We start from the raw sequence: 26,474 nt of genomic DNA on the forward strand, positions 1-26,474 counted from the left end.
GTGCAAATCGGTCACGATCCCCGGAATGACCGGTCACGTTCGCCGGAATACGCATGAGTCAGTAGTGGTCATTATAGAGCCAGACCATGCGGCCTCAGTTCGAGTAACTGAGAAGGCTGGATTCTCCTGCTACACCATGCAAGAGTTTCATAAGAAGAGGGTGCGGCTGTATCGGATGACAAATGAAGACTGGCGCCTTCGTCTCCACGATGAATTAGCTGTAGTCAGGAATCAACGACCCAATCCCGGTAGAGCTCAGGGGTAATTTCTTCAATCAACACAGGCTCTACAGGAACTCGCGAAACCCACTGGAGAGCATCTATTTGCTCAAAGGTTTCAGATCGCAACGTATAGATATACCCCTTCTCATGCCAACTTACTTCAGTATCCCTCAGCACTATCCGGGGTGGGCGTTGCGAGGTGTCGACCGAGAAAACTGCACGAGGGCTCAGGGGGTAATATGTGATTGCAAACGGAACAGCTAAATCCCGCTCTGAGACAGCATAAATACCGTATTCGTTGTCAGCCTCACCATGCCCAATGCCCTGGGCTGGCTCTAGCCGGACGGTTTTTTGTCGACTACCGTGATAGAGGTACTCAGGCTTGCCCAGGTTCGGCTCATTCCCTTTGTTTCGCACTTGTTCACACACAACCCCTTGGCCCTCCCGACAATCTAAGTTGGTTGCTTCTTAATCCCAAAGCAATGCTCCTCTGCGGGAAATTCGCCGGCTCTGACCTCTCTTTCATACAGCGCAAACACATCCTTGATTTGGGCGCTCAGATCGACGTACTTTTTGGCAAATTTCGGCGTGTAGTCAGAGAACAAGCCTAGGATATCCTCCGTTACCAGCACTTGGCCATCACACTCGGGAGATGCGCCAATACCAATGGCAGGAATGGTTAAAGATTGCGTAACACGCCGCGCGGCGGCTTCAAATACCCCTTCAATTAAGACTGAGAACGCGCCAACAGACTCAAAAGCCTGTGCTTCTTCAACCAACCGTTTGGCTGCAGCCTCATCTCTGCCCTGGGCCTTAAATCCGCCCATAGTGTTTGCATGCTGAGGACGCAAGCCAATATGTGGCATTACCGGTATACCACGACTGACCAGGAACTCCACCGTTTCAACAAGCTCTAACCCACCTTCAACCTTGATGCCCTGAGCACCAGTTTCTGTCAGTAAGCGCGCCGCGTTTCGGAAAGCCAGCTCCTTGCTTTCTTGATACGAGCCATAGGGCATATCGATAACGACGCAGGCTTTCTGGCTGCCACGCACCACTGCTGCACCATGGTTAATCATCATATCCAGAGTAACGGGCAGCGTAGAATCGTATCCGTAAGCCACCATCCCTGTGGAATCCCCGACGATGATCAGATCGACAAAAGGGTCCATGAGTTCTGCCATGGGCTTCGTGTATGCTGTAAGGGAAACAATGCTACCTCGTCCTTTCATGGCCTGAATCTTAGAGGTTGTTATCTTCTGGCTGGAAGTATGAGTACTCATATTCACTCCTATCCTTGATCAGTTAAATCACAACGAAATTGAGAAACCGCACCACACCAAACACCACAACGCCCGAGACAACCGGCCACCCCAGGGACTTTGTTTTCCACCAGACTAGCAGGGTTACGCATCCCCCAACAGCCGTTGCAACCCAGGCATTCAGGGTGCCGGCTGCGGGAACCAGCGAAGCCCCCAGCATGGCCGCAATCATCACCGGGCCGAGCACCCCGAGCCACCTGGGCATGGCCGCTGTACCGCCCTGACTGTCTTCCCGAGCCAGACGCCTCTGCATCCACACCAGTGGTAACAAACGCATTAACAATGTACCCGCTGCGGCAACCATCACCGCAACCCACAGCTCACCAGCCATGCGTTAAACCTCCGCCCGTGTATTGGATTGCATCACAAAGAACACCGCCGCGCCCAGAAGCGCCGCAACCGGTATCGCCATATTGGGCAGGCCATTAGCCGCGAACAACAACGCCACGACAATGGCACACCCGAGCGCTGCAGCCCATAACCAGGAAGTGAATCTCGGGGCCAATAGAACCACAAACAGGGCCGGTAGCGCGAAGGGCATAACGTCATTCAGTAATGGCCAGCGCCCGGTCAGCTCCTGCCCCACAAAAGCTCCTAGGGCCGTGCCCCCTACCCAACTGAACCAGGCCAGCAACATGGCGCCAGTGAACCACCCCAGGCGTTCCGAGGGTGGCAACGCCGGCAGGCGGGTGTGCGCCAGAGCGAAGACCTGATCCGTCAGCCCGTGCATCAACCAGAACCACCACCGGTTCCCGTTGAGCCAGGGGGCCAGGTTCGGGGCATAAACCAGATGCCGGGCATTGATCAGCAGCGTCATCACCACCACAAGCCACAAGGGGGCTCCCGAGGCCACCATGCCAACAAACAGGAACTGGGAGGCACCCGCATAGATAACCAGGGAGATGATGATGGCTTCCCAGCTGCTGAAACCGGCCTGATTGGCGATCAGGCCAAACGAAATCGCCACCGGAATGTAGCCACCGAGCAGCGGAGTCGCATCCCGTACCCCACTCACCCACGCGCGCCCGCCCGCACTGATTGCCTGGTCGCTCATGATTCCTCACCTTCTTTCTGATACACGATGGTGACCAGTAACGTGGCCCAGGAGTCCCGGGTGCGATAAAGGTGAGGTTGCTCCGCATCGAAGGTGTGACTCTGCCCAGCCCGCAAATGCTGGCTGTGGCCAGTGACACCGACTTCCAGCTGACCACTGACAACGGTAACGGATTCCTCTGCTCCCGGCGTATGGCCCTCCGCCATGCGTGTGGTATTGGGAGCGCACGACATCCAGTAAGCGTCTACCCGGGGATTGTCTTCCCCCTGATCCACAAGCCGGACCTGCACACCTTCCTCACCAACCGGCACACGGATCGGGGCAACGAGGTTGCCGAAGGGGACATTAAGCTGAACCGCCAGTCGCCAGATGGTATCCAGGGTCGGATTCCCATTTCCCTGTTCCAGGCGGGAAAGATTCGACTTGGCAACACCTGCAGCGGCGGCCAGCCCCGAGAGCGACCATCCGCGAGCTACCCGAAGGGACTGAAGGTGTCGCCCCAGGGTTTCGAGAGAATGCTGATCCATGTAAACCACTTCCAATGTTCTATTTATAGAACGTTCTACAAAAGGAACAAGGAAATGTCAATTATGAGGTGCTAATAGCGGCAGCATCCTAGTGCTACTAAGGCTCTCGTTCGCATCCGGCTAACACCAAGGAGGTGCCGCCTGACGCGCCGTCACTGCAATTAAACAGCGGGCATTCACCAAGGCATTGTCTACGTATTTATCAGTGCCAAATGGAAGATTTAATGAGATGCGTATCCGGGGCGCCTCGTCCAGCAACACCAGGTGATGCTCCACGTTCTAGATGGTGACATGCTTCGTACTCTCTAACCCTATTTCTACCATCCCCACAGTGTTGCCAATCAGCATCACCGAGATACTAACTTCTTCACGGGTTCGAACCACGGAACAACTGCATGCTCCCAGCTTCCTGATCTCTTTTCTATGTCCTATACGTTTCAAACCGACCTTTTTGCCAGCAATGCCCACACCCCAGCAGAAGACAAGAGAGTGCCGCCCACCACATTAAAACGACGTTGTACTCTGGGCGAGGTGAGAAACCGACGGGCCGATGCGGCGAACAGAGCGTACAGTGTTGCGTTGATCGTGGCCAAGACCACGAATGTAATCGCCAGAAGCCAGAGCTGCTGCGTAACGTTCGCGGCTGGCGTCACAAACTGGGGCAAGAACGCAACGAAAAAAACAATTCCTTTTGGGTTAAGGGCGGTTACCAGATAGGTATTGAGGAACAATTTCCATCTCGATCCACCCCCTGCTGTCTTTTCGATTCCTCCAATTTGAACACCAGAACGTAGAAGCTTAATTCCCAGGTAAAGGAGGTAAAGACCTCCGGCCCACTTGACCACTGTGAACCAAAACGCTGAGGTGGTTAAAAGAGCTCCCAAGCCTAGTAGAGAAAACAGAAGAGCAGTGGAGTCTCCGAGAGCAACGGCAAGTACCAATGGGACATTCGCGCGCGCGCCTTGAGCAATCGAATAGCTAACTACCGTCAAAATAGTGGGGCCGGGAATAACGAGCAGAGCCGTAGAAGCAACAGCAAATGCAAACCAAATTTCTAATGACATTGATTGTCCTCCGTTCACGTAGTAGCGATCAAGTACCAGACAAAACATCTTTCCGATGGCGCCATCGACGGTAATCCCGGTATCCGGCGAAGTGATTCATCCAATATCCATTGCTCGATCTCTGTGGCTTTGACTAGCTCAGGCCACCCTCTAGCTGAGTCAATATTCATCCAGATATCATGTTGGCCCGCCAATGCCAATATGTGATACCGCTCCTGTCCGAGCTTGAAGACGTCATTGATTCACAGAAGAACTAGCCCTCGGCAGCCCGATATCCTCTACTACCTGCAGGTCTCGTACCTTGGCCAGGCAGAGCCGGCCTTCCATTTCCCGGGTTGGGGCGGCTTCAATGCAAGCAGACGCACGCGGGTGTTCATTGTTGTTCCTCAAGAATGGCCGTGATCGCCGCGCCGTCGATGCTCAGCGAGGATTCGCCGACCAGGCGGCGCAGATGGGATTCCGCATTCTGGCGACGGCGCTGTTCACGTAGCGTGGCGGTGAGTTGGCCGCGCACTTCCTCAAAGGTGGCGGTGCGTTCCGGGTCCACCTGCTCCAGCTTGATCAGATGCCAGCCGGCAGCGGTTCGCACCGGGTCGGAGACCTGGCCGGGTTCCAAACCGGCCACCACCGGACGGACTTCGGGAGTCAGTTGCGCCAGCGGCAGCGGCCCCATCGCGCCGCCCTGTGCGGCACTGGTGGCTTCATCGGAGTGGCGGCGGGCCAGGGCGGCGAAGTCCGTGCCCTTGGCGCGGGCTTGCTGGGTTAATTGACGGGCGCGGGTTTCGATGCTCTCGGCATCTTCGCCGGTGGCGGCCAGAAAAATCTGCCTCAGGTGGTAACGTTCGGGCACCCGCATATTGTCCTTGCCGTTTTCATAGACCTGCTTGAGCAGCGCCTCATCGGGGTATCCCTCAGGCGCTTCACTGACCGCGCTCAGATAGCTGCGCAGGAGCACCTGGTCCTCGGCCCGGGCGAGGGCCCGGGAGACTTCATCGCGTTTTTCCCAGCCCTGTTGACGGGCTTCGGCGACCAGTGCTTTCTCGGCCAGACGGCGGCGCGCCCAGTCGTCGAACATGGCGCGCTTGTCACGCAGCGCGGACCGCGCACCGTCGGGCAGAGTGGTCAGCCAGGCGGTCACTTCGCCTTGGTACAAGGACACGTCGCCAAGGCTGGCGACGGCCGCGCCTTGGGGCGCCGCTCGAGCGGCCGGCGGCGAGACCGTCTTGGGCTGCATGTCCCTGGCCTCGGAAGGCTGTGTCACCAGCACCGTGCCGGCGACTCCGGCCAAAAAGGCCAGTATCGCGGTGACCATTACGTGCGCGGCTTTCATCTTCTGTCTCCTCGTTTACGACGACTCTTGCGCTTGGGTATCCCGCTCTTGCGCGGGTGCGTCGACCGGGTTGTCCTCCACGGCGCCATTGTCTCCCTCGCGGTAATTACGCAGATACAGCAGAAACTCGCGGAGCAGATGGTCCCAGATCTCCAGGTTGGAGAGCAGGTGTGCCCGACGCACGCCACCGGCGGCGATCACGTCCATTTCCAGAACCAGAAAGTCGCCGTGCTGGCTCAATCGCGAGAAGCGCTTGCCGCGGTTCCAGGCGGGAATCAGTCCGGCTGGCAGGTCGCCCTGGATGCGCAGCGCGCAGCTGAGGGTGAAGTCCAGCATGCCTTCGCCGACCACGTTGCCCGGACGCGCCGCGAAGCCGATGCCCTGGCTGGCGCTGAGCAGTTGCTTGCTGCCGTTGTGCTCAGATTCATTGGTGCGGTAGCCGGCTTCCTGTAGCAGCTTCGCCAGTTCGTTGAGGAGCAGGCTTTCGATGATGGTGTCTTTGTCGCTCATGGAATCAATTCTCCCGGAGAGTTAAACAGACTCTGGCATTGTTCGATTAACAGCATTCAATGAACAACCGGTGACACTTTCAGGCCACCGGCGTCATTGGTCGGTGGCGTCGTCGCCACTTTCCTCGGCACGCACGACTTGCACCTGGGCGTTGTACAAGCGGTCGCCCAGATCCTGAGCGCGATTCTCGAACTCCACTCGTGAGGAGGTGGCGAGCGGCTGGCGCATCATGAACAGGCTGCCGGCGCCCAGGTTCTCGTATTCGGCAAGGATGTCCTTGCCAGCCCGGTACATTTCCTCATTGCGGCCGACGCAGGTCTGCAAGGCGGCTTCACGCTGTTGCAGGGTTTGCGCGAGATTCAGGCGCTCGATCTCCTTGTTACGCGCCAGTTGCAGCAGCTCGTCATAGGCGCTGCGTACCTGCTCGGCGCGTTCCTGGCTGGCGGCGACGCGCGCCGCACTGCTGCGTTGCAGCGCCTTCATGCGGTTCTGGCCAGCGTCAATCTGGCCTTCCAGTTTGGCGATACGGGCGTGCGCCGCTTCCAGTTGCGCTTCTGCGTTGGCGCGCGCGGCCTCCAGGTTGGCCTGCCGCGATTGCAGGTTGTTCAGTTGCTGGATGGTACCGCGCAGTTCGCTGCGCAGACGCTCTTCAAGACTGGATTGCTGTGCCGGGGCCAACCCGGGCAATGAGACTGCCAGCATCATCGCTGCGGCGGGCAGCCATTTCGCCTTGATGTTCTCCACGACTATCATGGTCACTACTCCGTTTGTCGCCCGGCCGTCAGAACTGGGCGTTCAGTTCGAACTGCAAAACATCAATCGCCAATGGCGGACCGTAGACTTCCTCCGAGCTCATCCAACGCCCCCGGAAATACAGATTCTCGTTGAGGGCATAGGACCCGCCCAAGTAGTAGCCCTTGGCGTTGGTGCCGCCAAGGTGGAACGTCGAGTCGTTGTAAGCGTCCGGCAGCGCATCGGGTTCGATGTATTTGTAACCCATGAACGCGAGCCACTCACCGGCGTGGCGCAGGTCCAGGGAACTGCCGAAGGCAGCGTGCAGCATCCAGGCTTCGCGACCGCTTTCGAGCTCTCCGGTGTTACTGTCAAAGTTGCTGATCAGTTGGCCGTCGGCGTTCTCCCACATTTCATCCTCATCGTAGGCGAGGTTGTAGATGTAATTGCCGGCCAGTTGCAGTTTGTAGCCGTTGAACAGGGAAGTGTTCCAGCGCGCGTTCAAGTCCAGCAGTTCGAACTCGGAAGCCAGGCCCACATACTGTGGCAGGGGTGTAAGGGCTGGGTTGGCCGGGTCGAGTTGGATGTCGCGCAGCAGGAACACGGTGTTGCCCTTCTGCATGAAAGCGGGGACCGACCAGTCGCTGTCGCAGGGCGGTGCCGCTGCATACAGGTAACATTCGCTGGATCTCTGGCCGCGCACATTGTCGAAGTTGTAATAGGCGAGCGCGGTCTTGAAACCATCACCGTTGTCGAATTCCCAATCGACGCCAAGCTGGGCGCCAAGTAGCCAGCGGTCCTCGCTGTCGCCTTTGTCCTTTTGGTTGCTAGGCCAGTCGTCGTCGCTGTACTGGAGCGGGAAGGCACCGAACGTACCGAAGACGGAACCGTTATCGCTGAAGTCGAGTCCGGAGAAGCCCGCGGACACACCGTCGAAGTTGAGTTCACCGGAGTAAAGAATGTCGGTGGAAACAAAGGGGTTTTCCGCGCGGCCGGCGGTGAAATTCCAGATTCCCGGGTGCCAACTGACCCAGGCCTGGTCCAGCCAGATGTCCTTCTTGCCCAGGCCGCCGCCCAGGGTCTGGGTGGTGGACACCGGGCCATTGCTGCTGCCGGTGGCCAAGCGCACGCCGGCGTCCCAATTGTCCGACAGGGCCGCTTCCAGCCCGAAGCGGGCGCGTATGCGCAGCAGATTCTCGCGATCCTCACGGGTGTTCATCAACGGAGGAAGCGACACGGCGGTCTTACTGTTGACGTCATGGGGACCGGATTCGTTCATCTCATGGAAGTCGGTGATTTCGTTGCTGTTGTCACCGGAGAAGAAGCGGCTCTCATTGCGTACCCGTACGTCGCCGTACACCTTGATGCGTGACACCCAGTCGGGGAAGGTATTGGGCGCGGCCCAGTTCTCGGCCTTGGCCTTGGCCATGACGTCTTCCTTGACCTCCTCGCGGATTTCCTCGAGCACCACCTCGGGAATGTAGGGCACGCGCACATCGTCTTCGCGCACGTCCGGTCCGGCATCGCCTTGCGCGGCCTGGCGGACTTCTTCCTGGGCCTGCATCAGCAGCGCTTCACCCTGGGCCACGGTAATCACGCCCTGGCTGACCAACAGACGGATCAGATGCACCGTGGTGTTCATGTCAGCCGGGGCGTTCGCCTGCGTGTCGGCGCCCGGCGCGGGCGATTCGGCGGGCGCCTGGGCCGCGGTCGGGCCGCTTACCGCCGCGGCCACCGCGGCCACCGCGAGTGTCAGCAGCCACTTGTTGCACTTAGTGTTCATTACTTGGTTGCTCCTGAAACGGTTCGTCTCGATTGTTTCGACCATCGTTCGTCAGCCCGGGCGCCTGCCCTGAAGCGCCAGCTTGACCGGCAACGTCAGGGACTTCGGCGGCACCTGGTCCAGCGCCGGAATCGACCGCAGAGCGGCGATCACTTTCTCGTCGGTTTCCGAATCACCGCTGGATTTCAGCAGTTCCACCCGGGTGATTTGTCCCGCCTCGTTGAGCCACAGATTGACCTGCATTCGGTAGCTCAGATGACGGATGGTGGCTTCCTCGCGCAGACGTTTCTGGAATGCGTAGGAAAGGTACTGACCGTAAGTGGCGTTACCCACCCGGCCCACGCCGGAACCGCCCATGCCGCCACCGCTGCCGGCAGCGATATTGAAGGCATCGGTGCCGGCCTGGGCTTCGCCGTCGATTTCCATGGCATCGGCCAGATCATCGCTGGGTGACGGCGGCTCGTCCGGGGTCGGCTCCTCCACTGGCGTGGGCTCCGGCTCGGGTTCCTCGACTATTTCCTCGGGCTCGGGTTCCGGTTCCTCCACCGGTTCGGGTTCGGGCTCCGGCTCGGGAGGGGGCGGCGGCAACGGCATCAGCATCGGCTCCTGGGGTACCTGCCGGCGAACGCCACTCATGTCGTTGGCCCACTGCCAGATCAACCAGCCGGCCACCACCAGAACCACGATTCCCACACCCATACGCACATAGGTCGTCGGCCCGCGGCCGGCTTTGCTTGCCCTAGCGACATGGACCGGGGGCCGCTTTCCCGATGCCGGGTTGCTGTCCCGCGATTGAGGCGACTGCATCGACATGGTTTTTCCTATTTTTCCGTTGTCGTCGATCATTGCGGCGGTTTGCCCGTAACCAGACCAACCTGGGAGAGATCCAAGCGCCGCAGAATATCGAGCACTTGCACCACCTTCTGGTACTGCACCATGGCGTCGCCGCGCACGATCACTGGAAAGCCGGGGTTCATCGCCTTCTCAGTGCGCAGCCGGTCCTCGAGTTCGGCCAGGGTCACCGGGTAGGCATCGAGGAACACGTGGCCATCGTTGTTCACCGAGATCGCCTTGGTTTTGGATTCAGACAACGACACCGAGGCACTCGCCTTGGGCAGATCAACCTTGATGCCGGCGATCTGGGCGGTGGCGGTGAGAATGAACATCACCAGCACCACCATCAACACGTCCACCAGCGGTGTAATATTGATGCCGTCAACCGGCCCATCCATTTCATCGTCGTCCATCGACGCTCTTACCGAAGCCATCGTCGTTCTCCTCAGGTCGTTGGTGTTTGCGCATGGTCATGGCGGGCGGCACGGGCGGGCCGTTCCGCCGGCTCCGTGCTGGTGGCATGGATCTCGGCCAGCCGCGTCACGAACTCATCCAGAAACACGCGCATGTCGGAACTGATGTCCCGGTTGCGGCCGTTCAGGCGGTTGTAGGCAAACAATGCCGGAATCGCCACGAACAGCCCCATGGCGGTAGCCAGCAGTGCCGCGGCCATGCCCGGCGCGATCGCGTTGATGTTCACGTCGCCGGCCATGGCCGTGCCCAGGAACACCACCATGATCCCCATCACCGTGCCCAACAGGCCGATGTAGGGGCCGCCGGCGATGGCATTGGAAAGCACGCCCAGGCTCGAGCTCAGCTCGCGGTTTTGCTGGGTGCGCACCCCGTCCATGGAGGCGCGGATCGCTTCCAGGGTTTCGGCGGAAAGGTTGTTGGTATCGGCGCCCTGGGCGCGACGAGTGCGCAGTTCGCCCACAGCCACCCGGTACAGTTGCCACAGAGAAGAATGACGCAGGTCGTCTTCCAGTTGACGGTTGTCCATGAGCTGTTCCAGGTCGGTGCCCACTTCGGCGAACTCGCTACGGAAACGCTCATTGCCTTTCTCGACCCGGCCGGAATATCGGAACTTGCGGTACATCACCACCCAGGTCTGGAACATCATCAGCACCAGGATGCCGATGACCACCCAGGCATCGATCGGCACGGCGCTGAACAGGAAGCCAAGCGCGCCAAAACCAAAACCGGATTGCTCTTCATCGACGCCGAACGACACCAGCCGGGACTCCGAGCCCTGGGCCATGTAATCTGCCATCAGTAGGGGCGCCGGGCGGGCCTGCTTGGAGATACGTACTTCGTCCAGGGCGCCGTTGAAGTTGCGCGAAGGCGGCGGTGCCGCTGCGACCTGCTCGCCTTCTTCGCCGCTGGTTTCGGTGGTGGCCACGTAACCGGGCACATCGCCGCCGATGGCCACGGTGGTGGCGAACGGCGGCAGCGCCAGGGCCAGGCTGCCGGCCTCGCGACCGTTCACGTACAGAGTCACCGCCTGGCCGTCGGCGGTCACCGCGAGGTGCTGCCACTGGCCAGAAGACAGAACCGACGCTGGCGCGGTACGTTCGCCGTTGATCTCCACGAAGGGTTGGCTGCCATCAATACCGATCAGCAGGGCGTTGCCGGCGTCGCGGCGCGCGAAAATCAATTGCTCGCCGGTGTTTTGCTCGGTACGCACCCAGGCGCTGAAAGTGAACTGCCCGCCGGCCGGCGTGGCCAGGGAGTTGCCTTCCACGGTCAGCGCACCGCCACCGTCGAAACCCGCGGCCTGACCGATCACGCCGGTCAAGGTCCGCGGTGCGCTCTGGTTGGCGTTATTGCCGTAGGCGGTAACATCGCGCACCGATGCCCCGGCGGCGCCGTCGAAGTGCCAGACCAGGGTGTAATCGGAGTCGAACACCGCCTGCCCGGCGCTGGTGGCCGGCGCGTCCGGGTTGCCGTAGTACATCCAGATGTCCTGGCTTGCACCGGCTTCCAGGCCAGGCACGTCAACCCAGACATACGCCACGCCAAGCAGCGCATCGAAGCTTTCGATCTGATGGTTGAGAACGGTTTCATCGTCGCCGGCCACGAAGCGCAGGTCGGCTCCGTTTTCCTTCACATCCTGGAAACTGAAGTTGCCGGTATGCAGGCGCACCAACATCGGCACACGCCCAATGCGTTCGTCGATGGAAGCGCCCTGCGGCGACGTATCAAACGTGATCTGCTTGCGGTAGCTCCATTCATCCTGCCACCAAGCTTGGGCCAGGGTGGGAAACAGCGCACCCAAGCAACAAATAAAAAGTACAAGTAGACGATGTTGCATGATCAGACACTCCGAAAAACAAAACGGTTTGGCGGCCTTCGTCGAGGGCCTTATTTACTTCTAAAAACTACCGGTGACACTGAAATGCACTCTGGGGTCGTGCTTCTCCGTGTTCGCCCCTTCGGTGAGCGGATAGCCGAAATCCAGACTGCCGCTCAACCAGGCGCCGATCTCCGCGCGCAGCCCGACTCCAACACTGGCCAGATCGAATGCATCCACCTGCTCGGGCAGCGGGTCCCGCAAGCGCAGATGTGCGCCCTCGACGAACACATGCGCGCGCACCAGACTCCAGGGCGCCCCCAATGAATCCGCGATGGAGGGTGTACGCAGTTCGACGCTAGCCAACACCCCGTCGTCCGCGGATTGTTCGGCGGAAAGATAACCGCGCACGGTGCCAGCGCCGCCCACCGCGAACTGCTCGTTGGAAACCAGGGGCCCGGAGGCCACCTGCGCGCCGAACGTGGTTGCCAGCCCCCAGTTGTTCAGTTGCATCTCGTTGCTGGCATCGACTTTCAAGACGGCGAAGTCCGGGTTGGCCTGGTAGCGCTTGTAGTCGAACTCGCGCCAATCGCTGCCGTTTGAAGGAAACTGTTCCGTGGCGGTCACCAGACCAATATTGAGGTAACCCTGGTTGCGTTCTGTGTAGTAATAGCCACTGTATTCAAAGGTAAAGGGCGCATACTTCAGGGGGATGTCATCCCCCACGTCCCCGAACTCCAGCGACTCGTCGAAATCCTTGAAGTCGATGCCCATGGAGAAGGAGTGCCCCCAAACCCCGTCGAAGGGCAGGCTGTAGGTGGCGCTCACGCCGTAGGAGTGCCCCTTGCCCAACACCGTGGTGCCGCCCACCGTGCTGACGTCGCTGTCGGAGGTGTAGCCGGAAAAACGCAGCGACCAACGATCGGACAGCGGCATGCCGTAGCTCATTGACCAGACCTCGGCGTTATCGGTCTCCTGCGGCGCGGTGAACAACGTCAGCGACAGGCTGTGGCCACGCTGCCAGAGGTTGGAATGACCAAGCGTGGCGATGGTGCGCAGCTTCTCCGTGTCGGCGCTGTAATCGTTGTTCAGCGTCAGGCTGCCGCTCCAGGGGGGCTGATCCTCCACAGTCAGATCCACGTCCATGGTGCCGGGGATCGCGCCCTCCTTGACCACCGGCATCACCTGGCGTTTGCCGGTGCGATTGACGCGGGTGAGGTCTTCCTGGACCAGATCGAAGTTGGGCACTTCGCCTTCCGTCAGTGCCGGCACCTCGCGGCGGATTTTCAACGGGGAGTGGTATTCCGCGCCCACCACGCGCACCCGCCCGACCGTGACTTCGGTGACCTGGAGGTACACCACGCCACCACTGACTTGTTGCTCGGGAAGGTCCACGTAGACCGACTGGTAACCCTTCCGCTGATAGATTTCCTGCAGGGCACGTTGCGCGCTCTGGATATCGTCCAGAGTTTTTCCCGGCCCCAGGTAAGGGTAGACGGCGGCTTCCACCTCACGGTTTTCCAGCACCGTATTGCCACGCACGATGTACTCCGTGATGGTCACCGTGCTGGCGACCGGTGCTTCCTCTTGTTGATCCTCCATCGCCGCCGGAAGTTGTTCGGCGGCGGTTTCCTGTTGAGCATGGAGAGATGGCGACAGGGCAATGGCCGTCAGGAACACCCCCCGCAGAAAAACAGGGGATACTTCGAATATTCCGTTGGCGTCACACATTGATTCGACTCTGTAAAGACTACACATGGACCGGTGGCCATCATCACCGCCGAACACTGGCAAATCCGACACCACAACCCCCGAGGCTTCCCCGCCGCGAAGCGGTGAACCAGTTAACAATCCTTAGATGGTTTGAGCGAGCCAGGACCGAACCGTTGTCACCAAAAGTTCACGAACCAGGAGAATTGGTACACCGAAACGGGCGCCGCGAATCCGTGGAATGGGAGCCAACGCCTTGGTTCAGGCGGGTTTCAGCGCAACATGAAAAGTCATCAAAAATTCATTGAAAAATCGTTGGATATTCATTCTCCTGATGCTCCTTGATCCAACGATTCTGATCAGGAGCCAACCATGCGGTTTTGGACGGGAAAAAGAACGGTCGTGATGCTCTGGCTGGCGGAGTTGGCGCTGCCCGCGTGGGCGGATACGGCAACACCGGCGCGGCAACCAACGTGCGTGGAAGTGGAAGTGAACGGCCAGCGTGCGCCGGCCTACGGCTGCCTACAGCAAAAGATGGCGCCCGCGGCACCACCGCGTGAGACACCGGGCCACGCCAACCCGGCTCTGGATTCGGCGGACGTCACCCGCCTGCCGCCGAACCAGACCGGCCAGTTCAGCCAATCCACCCTGCGCAACCGGATGGGCAATACCCTCGGCCACGGAGTGAAACCGCAGCGCTAGCGCCGGGTGCCGGCGCGCGGGCTAATCCGTCATCCTGCCGCGTTCCTCGTCGGTCAGGCGACGACGGGACTCATCGCTCAACGAACCGGCACCAAGCACCTGCACCGAGCCGTTCCGGTCGTACCCGGCCGGCACCGCCCGAGCGCCACCACCCATTTCCAGACGTTCCTCGCCGTAGCCGAGAATCTCCACGTTGATGATTGAGGGTTGTTGCTGATAGCGCCGGCCGACCTGCTCCGCCGCCTGTACCGCACTGGAGGCGGCGTTGCTGGCGCTGGTCAGGGCGCCCACGTTCACCGCCGCCACCGCCGGCAAGCCGGTGGAGTCCCCTTGCACCTGGATGTTTTCCGCGTTCACCACCTGCAACGCCGCCACATTGATGCTGCCGGACACACGGATGCCCGCTTCACCGGCGTCGATCACGCCCAGCGGCGCGATCAGATCAATGTCTCCTGGCGGCACTTCCGGGATCGGCGCCAGAGTAGCGATCCCCGCGCCGGTACTCGGCACGGACGGAGACAGGGTGACATTGCCCAGGCCGTCGTAAGTGCGGCGCGGCGGCGTGTACACCAGGGTGGTCTTGGCGCCACGGCCAGCGTTGATGTCACCCGCGTTGGACCAGGCGAAGATGTCGCCGCCGTAGGTGGTCATGATGCGGGACAAGCCCAGAGCGATGTCGCCCTGGCTGAACAGCTGAATATCGCCACTGCCCTGGGTGAGGATGCCGTTGTCGCCGCTTTCCGGCCGTACCGCCTCCAGACCGATGGTCAGGTCACCGCCGGGCACCAGCATCTGGATGTCGCCGCCGCCTTCGGTGCGTACCAGACTGGATCGCTCGGTGTTTCCGTCCCGGGTGGTGAACATAGTGAAGTCACCGTCATAGCCCGAGGTGCCGGCCTCGCTGTCCATCTCCGGCAACAGCGTCTCGATCATGCGGCGGCCACGCAAATAGCTACCGTAGCGGGGGCCATCCACCTCGTTGAATTCTCTTCCGCCTGCTCGCAGCTCGGCGTAGTACACCGCCCTCAGGAAGACACGCTGCTGCTCCGGCGCCAGGCCCTGGAAGTAGCTCAAAGCATCGGTGCCTTCCAAGACATCCTCGCCATAGCGCGCCATCAGCCAGGCTTCCAGCTCTTCCTCATAGGTTTTGGCGACCTTATCTGGCTGACCACCAAGCGGTTGATCCGAATCGGCCAGATTGGCAGGGTCGAGATAAGTGTCGACGACCGCCTGGTAATCCGGGCCAGCTTCTCCCATGCCCACGTTGATGACGATATCCGCGCCGCCGCTGGGATCACTGGTGGCCAACTCCGTATGAGGGCCACGGCTGATCAGTTGGCCGCTGTCCGCCTGGTAGAAATTACGCCCGGCGCTCAGTTCCAAAGTGCCCGCACCCATAACCTTGGTATTGATATGAATCAGGTCCCGGCCAGCCTGGATAATGGACACATCCATATCGCTGTAGTGACCCATGGCGGTACGACTGTCACCGTACTGCACAATATCCCGGCCAGCATGCACATGGGCCGAGCGACCCGCTTGACGTATCAATTCATTGTTAGTCTCAGAGTAGTAACCGTAGAACAATTGATAGATATCCCCTTCACGGGCATAAAACCGAGCGGGGGAAACGGTTGAACCAAGCAGGTCCGGCTCGTAGGCCGACGACACCCCTAGGGTATAAATGGAATCCCCGGCCAGAAATTCCAGCCAGCCATCGGCGGAGGTTTCGGCTACCCAGTTCCGGGCAGCAGAAATTTTATTGTTACCCTGTCCATAAATAGTACCCTCGGCGGCGATCACGCTGAAACGCGCCGGCAACGAGCCGGAATCGGACCCCATGCCGACATTACCACCGGAGCTGAACAAGGCGGCTTCAGTGCGATCGGTCCACAAATCCACGTCATTGACTCCGGGAGTCTCGACATTGATGAGCAGATCACCATAACTATTGACGCGAGCCTGGGCATCACCCAGCACCAGACGCAAGCCCCCATAATTGTTCTTATCGACTTGTAGCAACTCGTCGTCCGGTCGGGGGTCGGTGTTATTACTGGCAACCGAATAGGTGTTCCAAATCTGGCCAATGACGCCGGTCTGCACCAACACATCACCGCGTAGATTGGTCACACTGCCGTCCCCCACGCCCATGGTACTGCTGCGGGTACGATTAACGATACCGCCCACCTCCAGGCGCAGATCGCCGCCACCGTACTGCTGACGTTCTCCTTCGGCGTTGATCCAGCCGGAGGAAGCCACCGCCAGAGACAGCCCGCCAAGACGGGTATTATCGGCCAACTGATCATAGACGCCGAAATCCCCGTCCACGGAAACGTCCAGATTGCCGCCGCCCAGGGTGCCGATGCCATCAAAAGCCAGCAACACATCGCTCCCTCCAAACTGGTTGGCCGGATCGCCATAGGTCCCCGTATTGATCCACCAGGCCTCGGCACCGCTCGCCGAGTCGCTCCAGGTCCACAGCCAATCGGCGACGGCTCTCTTCTCGGACGGATCGTTGGGCTTGTAATCGTTGCCCCTCATATCGCGGCCCACGCGCACCCGAACATTGCCGCCACCCGTAGCGAAAGAGCCGGGCGTGGCTTCGGCAACGCTCAAATAGGTGGGGTCGTCTTCTTCCCCGGGGTCCTCGGGAACGTAGGTATCACTGGGCGTATCACTGGGCAGGGTATCCGGGTCTCTCTGGCGTTCGGGGGCGCCACTTGCCTCGGCGGCGGTGCCGGCGGTGTAGATACCGAAGGGGGTTTCCTGCAGATAGTCGCGGGCGGCGATCAGTTCCAGGTCGCCGCTGCCAGTACGGATCACGCTGATACCCTGCTGCCCGCCGATGATTTCCGATGCTTGGGGCCCGACCAGATGAGGGTTATCCAGTATCAGGTCGCCCTCCGTTGCCGCTTTCACCGAGCGCCGATTGGCGGACGCCAGATCGGAACCGGCCACCAAACTGAAGTCCCAGCTCTGCGTACCCTGGGGTAGCAGTGACGCCACCGACCATATTGCTTGCTTGATCGGGTCATTTTCATCGCTTTGCAGGCGTGCTATGCGCATCCCTTGCGGCAAGACGGAGCCCTTCGGCAGGATGATATCCTGGTTGAATTCCTCGGCGGAGTTGATACGCAGTCCCAGCAATTCGGTTCCCGCCGGTATGGTCGTGGGTTTCGCGTAAACCGTTGTCGGCACCGTATTACCGGCTTTGATGATCGATCCAGTGGGCAATCGCAGATTCTCGATGAAGGTGCCCGCCGGAATCTCCCCGCTATAGCTGATCCCCGTTCCGGTATCCGTTACCGTGACCCCATCACCCAGAACAATGGCACTAGCCAATTCCATACTACGAAGGGTCGGATCACTACGGGTAACGGTCACGTCCAGTGGCAGCTCCGTTCCCGAGCTAACCTGGAAATAAGAACCGCTGACCGTCAAATTGAAAGGCAAGGAGCCACCGTCCCTGTAAACGTTTTGCAGATTCCAGCCCGACGCCAGTTCCGCCTCCGTCGGCAAAGTCACCGACTCACTGAGCGTACCGCTCAGATCGATGTAGTAGCTGCTGTCCGGTGTATCCGGAGGCAGATAAAAGCCGTCCGTGACACTGCCGTTGACTTCCAGATCACCGCCAGCGCGCATCACGAATACGCCGGGGGTCCCGCTACCGTGTACGGCCTCGTCCACATCCGGCCCATAGCGGTATCCGGAGAAATCCAAGTCACCATCGATACGCAGATTGCCATCTTCGGTGGCGGAGACGATCTCCACACCGGGACGCAGGGAGAAGGCGAAGGCCTCGCCGGCGGCCTCTTTCAGGCCAGCCAAACGCTGTTGCAACTCCTCATTGGTCAGGGCCGCATTGATGAAGGCGATGCTGTCTTTATCAATCTCGTCGAGATACACCTGATCAACAAGCTGAGTGTCCGGCCCCTCCGGATCGGCATCCGGATCATCCGGAGCATCGTCATAGGTCCAGAAACCGTTCACCGACACCCGCTTGGCGCCGTTGACCGTCAGGTTATTGCCAGCATCCACCGCCACATCATTGCCGGTCGCCGATGCTTCAGAAGGGGCTCCCAGGCGGCGGGCATTCAGGTCGATGGTGCCGCGGGCCTCACCGCCAGCGCCCACATCCAGGATGACGTTATCGCCCAGTACCAGACGGCCGTCCCGGCTGGTCAGATTGATAATGGCCCGGTTGCTGCCCTCGATGGGGTCGCCATAACTGTCGACTTTCAGGCTGTCGCCACTGGCATTCAGGGTCGATCCGTTGGTGACCCGCAGATTATTGGCGGCGGCCAGGTAAATACTGCCGGCGTAGTCGCCACCGGCGCGCAGATTGCCGTCGACGATCAGATCGCCGCCGTTGGCGGTGGCCTCGATATGCTGTGCGCGGACTTCCTCGCCCAGAGTCAGGTCGCCTTCATTGGTTTCGAAGCCGCGCAGGTAATCGAAGCCGCCGTCGGTGAGGCGTTGGTTGAGGGCGACGAAACCGGGCAGGGTATTGGCCTTGATGCGGATGGTGCCGCCTTCGCCCTCCCCTTCCGGATCCTCCTCGGGGTTACGGGCGACCAGCTCACCAGCCAGGTCCACGGTCCCGTTGGCGGCGGTGGCTTCCAGCTTGCCGGCGTCGCTGTAAGGCGCGGACACATCGATACGACTTCCCGCCGCCTGCAGGACATTGCCTTCAGCGCTTTCCAGGCTGACCGCGCCGCCGAAGCTGTATTCGATGACGTCGAAGAACGCCACCGCCCGGCCGGCCACGTTGATCAGGCTGCCGTCGGCCAGTAGCAGATCCTCGGCAGACTCAATGGCCACCTTGCCGCTGGGGGCAATGATGCTGCCTTCGACGCGAACGTTATTGCCCTCCAGGCTCAGTTGCGCGCCCAGATCCAAATCCGCCGGGTCCACGGCGACGGCGCTATCGGGGCGGCTGACCAGCAGGTTGCCACCGGTGCGGTAGGCCATTTCGGAACCGGCCTGGCCGGTGAGGACCGGGGCGCTCAGGATCAGGTTGCCACCGCTGAAAGCGTCGTCACTGTTCTTTTGCTGGTAAACCGACAGATCGCTGTACAGATCGCTGGTAATACGGTCCCGGGCCTGGAAGGTGACGTCGCCGAAGCCCAGCATCAGCCGCTCCAGGGTGGCGTTGGCGCTCTGGTCGCCCACCAGGCCGTTGAAGCCGAACATCACTTCGTTGGCTTGCACCTGGAAGGCGCCGGTGCCGGTGCCCGCGCCGCCGGCGATCACTTCGCCGGGAGCTACTGAACCGACTTCGAATTCCGCCGTCCCTTCACGACCGGAGGTATACCCCAAACCGCTCCAGTTGAACTGATCGGTGCGGATGGTGACCGTGTCACCAACATCGCCAAGACCGTAGATGGCCGGTCCGATAAAGCGCAAATTGGCCTGGGACTCGCCAGTGTCATCGTAGGTGTCCAGGGAGACTGAACCGATGAAATTGATGGAATCGGAGGCCTGCAGGCTGAGGCTTTCCAGCTCACCCAGCGCCAGAAGGCCATCCAGCGTGCTCTGGTTCAATTGCCATCCACCGGAGAGTACCCCCTGGGCCTCGGCCGCCGCCAGGGCGGCGTCCCCGCCGATATTGATGTCCTCCATGGACAGCAGCAGATCGCTGGCGGCCAGGCTGATATCACCGATCTCCAATCCACCCGGGGCGGACAGGGCCACGGTGCCCTCGCCGTACAGGCCGGCGCCGTCGTCGATACGGATGGTGCCGTTGCCGCTGGCCGCGCCGAACTGCATCCGGTCGTTGCTCACCGTCAGCAGCGCCACATCGGCGCCCGGGGAAATGAGAAAACCGTTTTCGGCGGTCCAGCCGGCCTGGCCCTGACCGCGGCTGTCGAGCACCGCGCCGGATTCCACCATCACCGCATCCTGCCCCCACCCGCCAATCAGCAGGGAACCGGCCCGCAAGGTGGCGCCGGAACGAATCACCGTCTTGCCGGAGGCGCTTGGTTGGCTGGCGTTATTATTAACCCCAACCCCCAGCACGGTGGCGCCGAGCTGGTTCAGATCCTCGTCCAGCAGGGTGATGTAACCGCTGTCCTCCTCGTCACGCTCACCGGCGACGGATACCACTTCCAGGTCGTTACCGTACAGCGCTACCATGCCGCCACGGCCGTCTTCCACCTGGGTGTTGCGCAATTCCCCGTTGAAGGAAAACACCCGGTCATCGCCGCTGGCGGCATGGCGAAAATCAAAGCTGAGCGGCCGCACATCTTCCGGCAACAAGGGGACCATTAGACGGGTGTCACCGAATTGCGCCAGCGTGTTCACCACCCATTCGCTCAAGGTGGTTTCGTTGTAGTCCCCATAGCGGCGCACGGTGTCACCGGACATGACCGTGGCCCACAGAGGCGCCGAACCCGAGACCCCGCTCAGGCTGTTGACCGTATTCACGGGAGCGCGATACAGACCCGCTGCCGGACTGGCCACGATACCCGTATCATAGCGGGCCATGTCGCCGCCCAACTCCACCCGGTAGCCGCCGGGCATCAGAGCGTATTCCGCTGGCAACAGGGTATAGGTGCCCGCCGGCAGGCCCGGTACGCCGTCACCGATAGTGATCTGCTGCCCGACTTTTGAATAGCTTCCCAATGCCGGGTCGAGAGGGGCCTGGCTGTCGCTCAAACCGGGTACGATGGCGTAGACCTGGGCATCCGCCTCCCCCGCGTGCCAGGGAGCGGCGTTGGCAAGAGCCGTGTTGAGAATATCCACGGAGCCGCCGCGCCCCGTAGTGAACCCAACACCGCGCAGCTCGCCGCCGGCGCTGACGTCGATCACCGCGCCGTCCTCGGCTTCGAAGGTGACAGCAGCGAAATGGATGCCCGTGGCGGTGCGCTGCTTCTGTTCGGTTCCCCTGAGCCCCACTTGGTCATAGCGAACTTCGGTGCCATTGTAGTAATAACTCTCCCCTTCCAGATAGCCATAGGGCAGCACCAGACCGTCAGCGCTCACCGAGGTCAAACTGCCCCGACGCAACAACACATCCATTTCCAGATTAGTAATGGACTGGGGCGATATGCCGCCGTAGAGATCAGTGGGATAATTATTGGTGGGGGCACCGTTGTTCGCGAGAGGGTGCGAGAATGCGATACCTCCCAGCGGAGCGTAAAGCGCTCCACCCTGGTCGATGGTGGGCGCTTCCATGGACAGGTAGCCGTAGACGGACAGCGGTGGCGCCTGCTCTCGCGCCTCTTCCTCGTCGTAGTAGCGGAAACGCAGTACCGCGCCTTCCACCGGACCACCATTGATGCCGGCATCACCAAGCCCCACCCGGATGCGATTGGCGCTGTGGGTGGTGGGGTACAGGCGCTGGCTGATGAACGTCAGAGCCTCCGTCGCCAACAGATCGGCGCCGGTCAGGCGGATATCCCCGGAGCTGGTCAGGGTGATATCGGCGAAGCCCGGCAACACCACCGGGGTGGCGCCATTGGGGGTGTCATAGCTGCCCCGGGCGCCGAAGGTCAGCACACCTTCACCGAGATCAATCAGCGCCGCCTCCACGCTCAGTTGGCTGTCTCCCTCCGCAAGCGGCGCGTTGTTGTCGAATTGAAGGTAGGGGTTGACTCCGGAAACATCACCGTTAGAAGAGTCAGGGAGACTCACCCGCCCAGCCAAATGCACATGAGGCGCAGCCAACCGCACTTGCCTGGCGGTCTGATCGGGGGTGGCCAGGGTGACGGCGGTGAGCGACAGACTACCACCCAGTTCCAGGTTCACGTCGCCATCGAACAGGATGGCGTCCCGGGCCCACAGGCTCAGATGGTCGATGCCCGAGTCCTGCAGAGCGCCGACGGAGAAACGGGCCTGGCCATAGGCCAGATTTTCATCGTCGTAACCGGAACCGGTATCCGCCTGGGTGAGCGTGATATTACGCAGCACCGAATCCTCTTCGGTGGCCCGCGGGATAGTTGTCAGCGTACCTTCCAGTAGCACTTCCAGGCCGCCTCCCGACGCATTCGCGCCACCGGCGTCGGCACGCAGTTCACCATCGAAATAGATCCCGGAATTGGAGCGCATGGCCAGGGAGCCGCCATCGCTGGCCACCGTGGAGGGAGTGGCTTGCCCTAGATCCAGGTCGGCACTGGCTCCGGAAACATCGATCAACGCGCCTTCGCGCACCACCACGAACAGATTGTTGGTGTCATACAAATTGGCATCGCCGAAATCCTCGGGGGCTTCCGCTCCCAGCACCACCTCGCCGCCATCCAGCACGGCGCCGTAGCGACGACCCCGAGCGTCGGTGGCGGTATAAGCCAGGCCGGAAACGTCCAGTACCGCGTTTTCACCGATCTCGATCCGATCTTCCGGTCCTCTCGCAGGCACTCTGGTCAGCAAGGAGGAAACCACCTGGATGGTGCCCCCTTGCGCCCGTAACGTTCCGTCCACCGTCAACCGATTACGGCCTGAAAGCAGCAACGACTGGCCCGGATCCACCTCAAGGCGGGCGTCCTCTTGCACCGTAATGGTCCCGCCCAGACCATTGAGATTAGAACGCAGGGCCAGGCTGGCGCCGCCGCGTTGCTCCAGCTCTCCGTCCAAAGGGCGTTCCAGGAACAGCTCCGGCTGCCAGGCTTCCAATGCCTCGTCATAAGCGGAGGTCTGGAAAGCGCCCTCGGCCAGACGCAACAGTGGCATGGTGACGTCCACTTCCGAGCCCTGGCTGACCAGCACACCGCTATGCCCGTTGATATCGTAGTGGGAGAAGCCACGCTGGAAATCGGCTTCGTTCAGTACCAGCACTTCCTTCACCTGGACATCAGAATTGATGACCGTTCCAGCGTTGAGCGAGGACCCTGTCTCCAGAACAAGATCACGGGTCAGGACAGTTCCTGCCGTGATGGTCGCTTGATGGGCCTCCACTGGAATACCCTGTGGAAAAGCGTCCGCCGGAACAATATAGTCCGCAGGCAAGGATCCAACCGATAACATCAGAGTAGAGCCAGCTGGCACCGTATCTCCGGCCCCCACCACGGTATTACCGTAGCGCACGCGAAACCCGGTTGCCGACTCGGGAATGGTCCAGTCCGCTGCCAGGGTGACCGGATTGTCGGATATGGTTAACTGCCGGTTGCCGAACGCCTCGCCCGGACCAGCCACGGTGCTTTCATAGGTATAATCGAAGGACAAAACCGTCCCTTCTTCGAAAACCAGATCCTCTGTCAGGATCAGATCGACCGGTGCTTCTTCTCCAGCCCGCAGTATCCCATTGGTGTCCAGGCCCCCATCGCCAACCACCACTGCCTGCCCGGTCTCCAATATCAGCTCTCCACCGCCAACAACCCCATAGCTGCGCAGTTCTCCATCCAGGACCAGTGTGCCGCCACCGGGTCTAGCTGAACCGGAACTTGTGCTGGTCGGAGCGTTCGCCCCAAGAGTGATATCGCCGCCACGCCCTCCCAGAAGTTCTCCATCCGCCTTCAAGGCCGCCCCGGAAGACACATCGACCAAGCTGCCTTCCGCCAGCGTCACATCCTGAGTGCCTTCGATGGTGACATCGCCACCATCCACATAGGCTCGCTTCCAGTTCTCACCGCTTTCCAACAAGCCGTTGCTCCACAGGCCACGGGTATCCAACTGGCCGTTTTCGGTCAGACGCAATTCGCTGTTTCCATCCTCATCGGTGAACGCTATCGGAGTGAGACTGGTGCCGGCAGGCATCAATATATTGGTCAGCGTAATATCCCCGCCCCGGGCGGTGACAGCGGCATCCACCTCCACCTGTCCGGACACCAGACGCAACTGCCCGCCCTCGGCCAGCGTCAAATCATTCTCCACCGAGATGCTGCCGCCGGACACCAGATCCAGGCCGCCGAGGCGTTGCTCATTCAAACGGCCGGCGTCCAGCCAAACGGTGTTGAGCCGGTCACTGAGGTCGGATTCCAGGGTGAGTTGTTCGCTGATGTCGTCGAAGTCGCCGATGCGAATGTCACTATCGAAGCCGGTTCCCCGGCCGTACTGGCCATAACGCCCCACCGCCAGGCGGCCACGGCGGGCCACCCGGTTCTGCGCTTGCTGGTAGCTGTCCCGCCCGGCGTCCTGGGCCTGGTTCTGGCGCTCGCCCTGGAATACGTCGGCGACGATGTCGCCCTCCAGCACGGCGGTGGGGGCGTTGATGATCAGGGTGCCGGCGTCGCGGCCCACGGTGTAGCCGTTCTCCAGTTGACGCTCCGGCGCGATCAGCGGATTACGCCAGGCGTCGGTTTGCCCCCAGCGTTCGCTGACCCGTTCATAGCCCTGATAGATACCCGTGTAAAGCATGCTCGCCGGGGCGGTGGCGGCGTCGTACAGTCTGCCGTCGGCGCCTTTGAGCCAGGTTTTGGCGATATAGCCGGTCTGCACATCAAGGGTACCGCCGGACAGGTTCACCGACGAGCCGGTCTGGGTCACCACTTCACTGCCGCCGAGCAGCACGGTGCCGCCCGCCGCCGACCATTCCCCGATGCCGTGGCCCTGGGTATCCAGGTAGCCGCTCACTTCCAACAGACCGCCGGCGGTATACCACCGATCCGTTTCGTAGCCGCCGGTGCCGGCGGGCACGAAGATCAGGTTGCGGCGATCGACCCAGACATCGCCATTGTTGAGTCCGCCGTTATCGCGGTTGTCCGGAGAATCCCGCTGCTCATTACCCTGCACGTTGATCAGGACGTTGTTGGATTCCATCGCCACCTTCACACCCACGGAGCCGGACACGTCCAGTTCCGAGCCCGCGTTCAGCTGGGTGCGGCGGCCAGCGTCCACGGCGATCTGGCCGCCGGTGGCCAGGGTCAGGGAATCCTTCTCGAACACCACGTCGCCGCCGGAGACGATTTCCACCCGGGACTGGTCGCGGCGGTCGGCCATCAGGCCGATGTTGTCGAAGGCGCCGGTGATCATGTCATCGCGCAGGCCATCCAGTTCCGCCGACGACTCGATCAAGGCGTCACGCTGATTGTCCAGGGCGGTCTCGCCATCGTCCTCGATCACCACCGTGGTCACCGCCCCCTCGCCCAGGGTCACCTTGCCTTCGGTGTCGCTGGCCGAGTTGAGCAGATGGACGGTGCCGCGGGTGTTCACCGTGGTGGTGGCCATGGCCACGCCCTGTTGGCGCACGTCGTGACCGGTAAGGGTGATGTCCCCTTCCCGCGCCACGATCAGGCCTTCATTGGTGGCGGTGCCGGCGTCGCTGCCGGCTTCCCAGGTGCTGGCCACTTCGTTGCCACGGGTGGTGGAGGCCTGGTTGGCTTCGGTGCCCGCTCCCTTGCGGATGTAGAAGTCCTCACCGGCGGCCAGGGTGGTCTGGCCCCGGCGGGTGGTGATTTCCCCGGCGTTGTTCACCTCCCGGCCCATCAGCAGCACATAGCCGCCGCCCTGGGTCACCGATTCCGGTTCGTGGGTGGTGATGCGGGCCCCGGCGTCCACCGTCACATTGCCGGCGGCGTCGGTGAAGGTGGGCTGGGAACCGTTGGTGTCCACGTACAGGCCGCGTTCGCTGAACTGCTGGTCGCTGATGTCGGCGGCGGCGGCCACCAGGTTGCGCACATTGACCTGGCTTGAGCCGCTGAACACCACGCCATTGCGGTTGACGATCATCACCGTGCCGTCGCCCTGAATCCGGCCCTGGATCTGGCTGGGGCGGGCGTTGGGGTCGTTGACCCGGTTCAGCGCCGCCCAGTTGGCCTGCTGCTCGAAGTCCACGGTGGTGTCGCGGCCGACGTTGAAGGTCTCCCAGTTGAGGATGGCCTTGTCGGCGGTTTGTTCGATGCGGACGGTGGTGTGGCCGTCCTTGGTGGTCTGGGTCGGATCCTTGGCGCCCCGCCAACCGGCGGTGTCCGGGTTCCCATCGACCTTGAGGCCGCCTTCTCCGAGGCCGTTGGGAATGTTCGACGCGGCCTGTTGGGCAGCCTTGCGGGCCGCTTCCTGAGCCGCTCTCTGGGCGGCCACGGCAGCGGCGGTGCGGCCGAGGTTGTTGATCGAGTGTTGCAGGTGCTGAAGGGCGCGCTGTTGTTCGGCCAGTGGCGGTGGCGTGCCCGGCGCCCGGGCGGCGCCGGCGTGCGCCGCGTTGGGTCGGGCGGCGTTGAACCACTCCGAACTGAACGGGCGCGGGCCGTCGGCCAATGCCGGGCCGGCCGTGCCCATCGCCAGCGCCAGGGCCACCGCCTGACTCAATGGACATAAACGCAGCGTTGGTTGGCGGGCGGAAAGTGCTTTATTGAGGTGGGCGCGAGGCTGGACTTTTTTCCTGGTGGACGGCATGACGACACTTCCTTCCCATAACAGACGGCGGAGAGACCTGCCATGGCGTGGGCAACATCGGCACCGCCACGGCTTGTTCTCTGAAAGACCGGTGCGGTCCGGAACGACCGAACGCTGTCACGAAAAATTCA

Annotated in this window: 15 protein-coding genes; 1 reads left to right on the top strand and 14 read right to left on the bottom strand. The window is 61.3% G+C overall.

Features of this window, described 5'->3' with window-relative positions; all coding sequences use genetic code 11:
- Positions 1–673 precede the first annotated feature (673 nt).
- The 13 genes from panB to AAC035_RS02075 all read right to left on the bottom strand — a co-directional run bounded on the left by panB (position 674) and on the right by AAC035_RS02075 (position 13,269).
- Positions 674–1,504, bottom strand: a complete 831-nt coding sequence (panB, locus tag AAC035_RS02015) for a 3-methyl-2-oxobutanoate hydroxymethyltransferase (protein WP_104417066.1) — start codon at positions 1,502–1,504, stop codon at positions 674–676.
- A 22-nt stretch (positions 1,505–1,526) separates the two neighbouring features.
- A complete protein-coding gene (locus tag AAC035_RS02020; RefSeq protein ID WP_104417580.1) occupies positions 1,527–1,874 on the bottom strand; it encodes an AzlD domain-containing protein in 348 nt (115 codons plus the stop codon).
- Positions 1,875–1,877: 3 nt separating this feature from the next.
- Entirely contained in the window at positions 1,878–2,597 is a 720-nt protein-coding gene (locus AAC035_RS02025) for an AzlC family ABC transporter permease (RefSeq protein ID WP_104417579.1), read from the bottom strand.
- Positions 2,594–3,124, bottom strand: a complete 531-nt coding sequence (locus tag AAC035_RS02030; protein ID WP_278350837.1) for a helix-turn-helix transcriptional regulator — start codon at positions 3,122–3,124, stop codon at positions 2,594–2,596. Before AAC035_RS02030 ends, AAC035_RS02025 begins: the two co-directional genes overlap by 4 nt.
- Positions 3,125–3,561: 437 nt before the next feature.
- Positions 3,562–4,188, bottom strand: a complete 627-nt coding sequence (locus tag AAC035_RS02035; protein ID WP_278350836.1) for a LysE family translocator — start codon at positions 4,186–4,188, stop codon at positions 3,562–3,564.
- 373 nt (positions 4,189–4,561) lie between these two features.
- Positions 4,562–5,518 carry a peptidylprolyl isomerase gene (locus AAC035_RS02040; protein ID WP_278350835.1) on the bottom strand — a complete coding sequence of 319 codons (957 nt, stop codon included), beginning with the start codon at positions 5,516–5,518 and terminating at the stop codon, positions 4,562–4,564.
- A 15-nt stretch (positions 5,519–5,533) separates the two neighbouring features.
- The gene (locus AAC035_RS02045) at positions 5,534–6,028 is read right to left on the bottom strand and encodes a YbjN domain-containing protein (protein ID WP_278350834.1); all 495 of its coding nucleotides are present in this window, start codon (positions 6,026–6,028) and stop codon (positions 5,534–5,536) included.
- A 93-nt stretch (positions 6,029–6,121) separates the two neighbouring features.
- Positions 6,122–6,781, bottom strand: coding sequence for a DNA repair protein (locus tag AAC035_RS02050; protein WP_278350833.1), 660 nt, complete (start codon positions 6,779–6,781; stop codon positions 6,122–6,124).
- A gap of 28 nt (positions 6,782–6,809) precedes the next feature.
- The gene (locus tag AAC035_RS02055) at positions 6,810–8,543 is read right to left on the bottom strand and encodes a putative porin (protein ID WP_339799506.1); all 1,734 of its coding nucleotides are present in this window, start codon (positions 8,541–8,543) and stop codon (positions 6,810–6,812) included.
- 51 nt (positions 8,544–8,594) lie between these two features.
- Positions 8,595–9,356 carry an energy transducer TonB gene (locus tag AAC035_RS02060; protein ID WP_339799508.1) on the bottom strand — a complete coding sequence of 254 codons (762 nt, stop codon included), beginning with the start codon at positions 9,354–9,356 and terminating at the stop codon, positions 8,595–8,597.
- 29 nt (positions 9,357–9,385) lie between these two features.
- Positions 9,386–9,811, bottom strand: a complete 426-nt coding sequence (locus AAC035_RS02065) for a biopolymer transporter ExbD (protein ID WP_339799510.1) — start codon at positions 9,809–9,811, stop codon at positions 9,386–9,388.
- Positions 9,812–9,822: 11 nt separating this feature from the next.
- Positions 9,823–11,688, bottom strand: coding sequence for a DUF2341 domain-containing protein (locus AAC035_RS02070; RefSeq protein ID WP_339799511.1), 1,866 nt, complete (start codon positions 11,686–11,688; stop codon positions 9,823–9,825).
- Between the two features lie 60 nt (positions 11,689–11,748).
- Complete coding sequence (locus AAC035_RS02075; RefSeq protein WP_339799524.1) at positions 11,749–13,269, bottom strand: ShlB/FhaC/HecB family hemolysin secretion/activation protein; 1,521 nt, start codon at positions 13,267–13,269, stop codon at positions 11,749–11,751.
- A gap of 480 nt (positions 13,270–13,749) precedes the next feature.
- Here AAC035_RS02075 and AAC035_RS02080 point away from each other — a divergent pair, with 480 nt between their 5' ends.
- Entirely contained in the window at positions 13,750–14,079 is a 330-nt protein-coding gene (locus AAC035_RS02080) for a hypothetical protein (RefSeq protein WP_339799513.1), read from the top strand.
- A 21-nt stretch (positions 14,080–14,100) separates the two neighbouring features.
- On the opposite strand, the gene AAC035_RS02085 is transcribed toward AAC035_RS02080, so the two are convergent.
- Positions 14,101–26,343, bottom strand: coding sequence for a filamentous haemagglutinin family protein (locus tag AAC035_RS02085; protein ID WP_339799515.1), 12,243 nt, complete (start codon positions 26,341–26,343; stop codon positions 14,101–14,103).
- Positions 26,344–26,474: the final 131 nt, after the last annotated feature.

Origin of the sequence: uncultured Marinobacter sp. (assembly GCF_963974375.1) — a bacterium.
Classification (GTDB): Bacteria; Pseudomonadota; Gammaproteobacteria; order Pseudomonadales; family Oleiphilaceae; genus Marinobacter.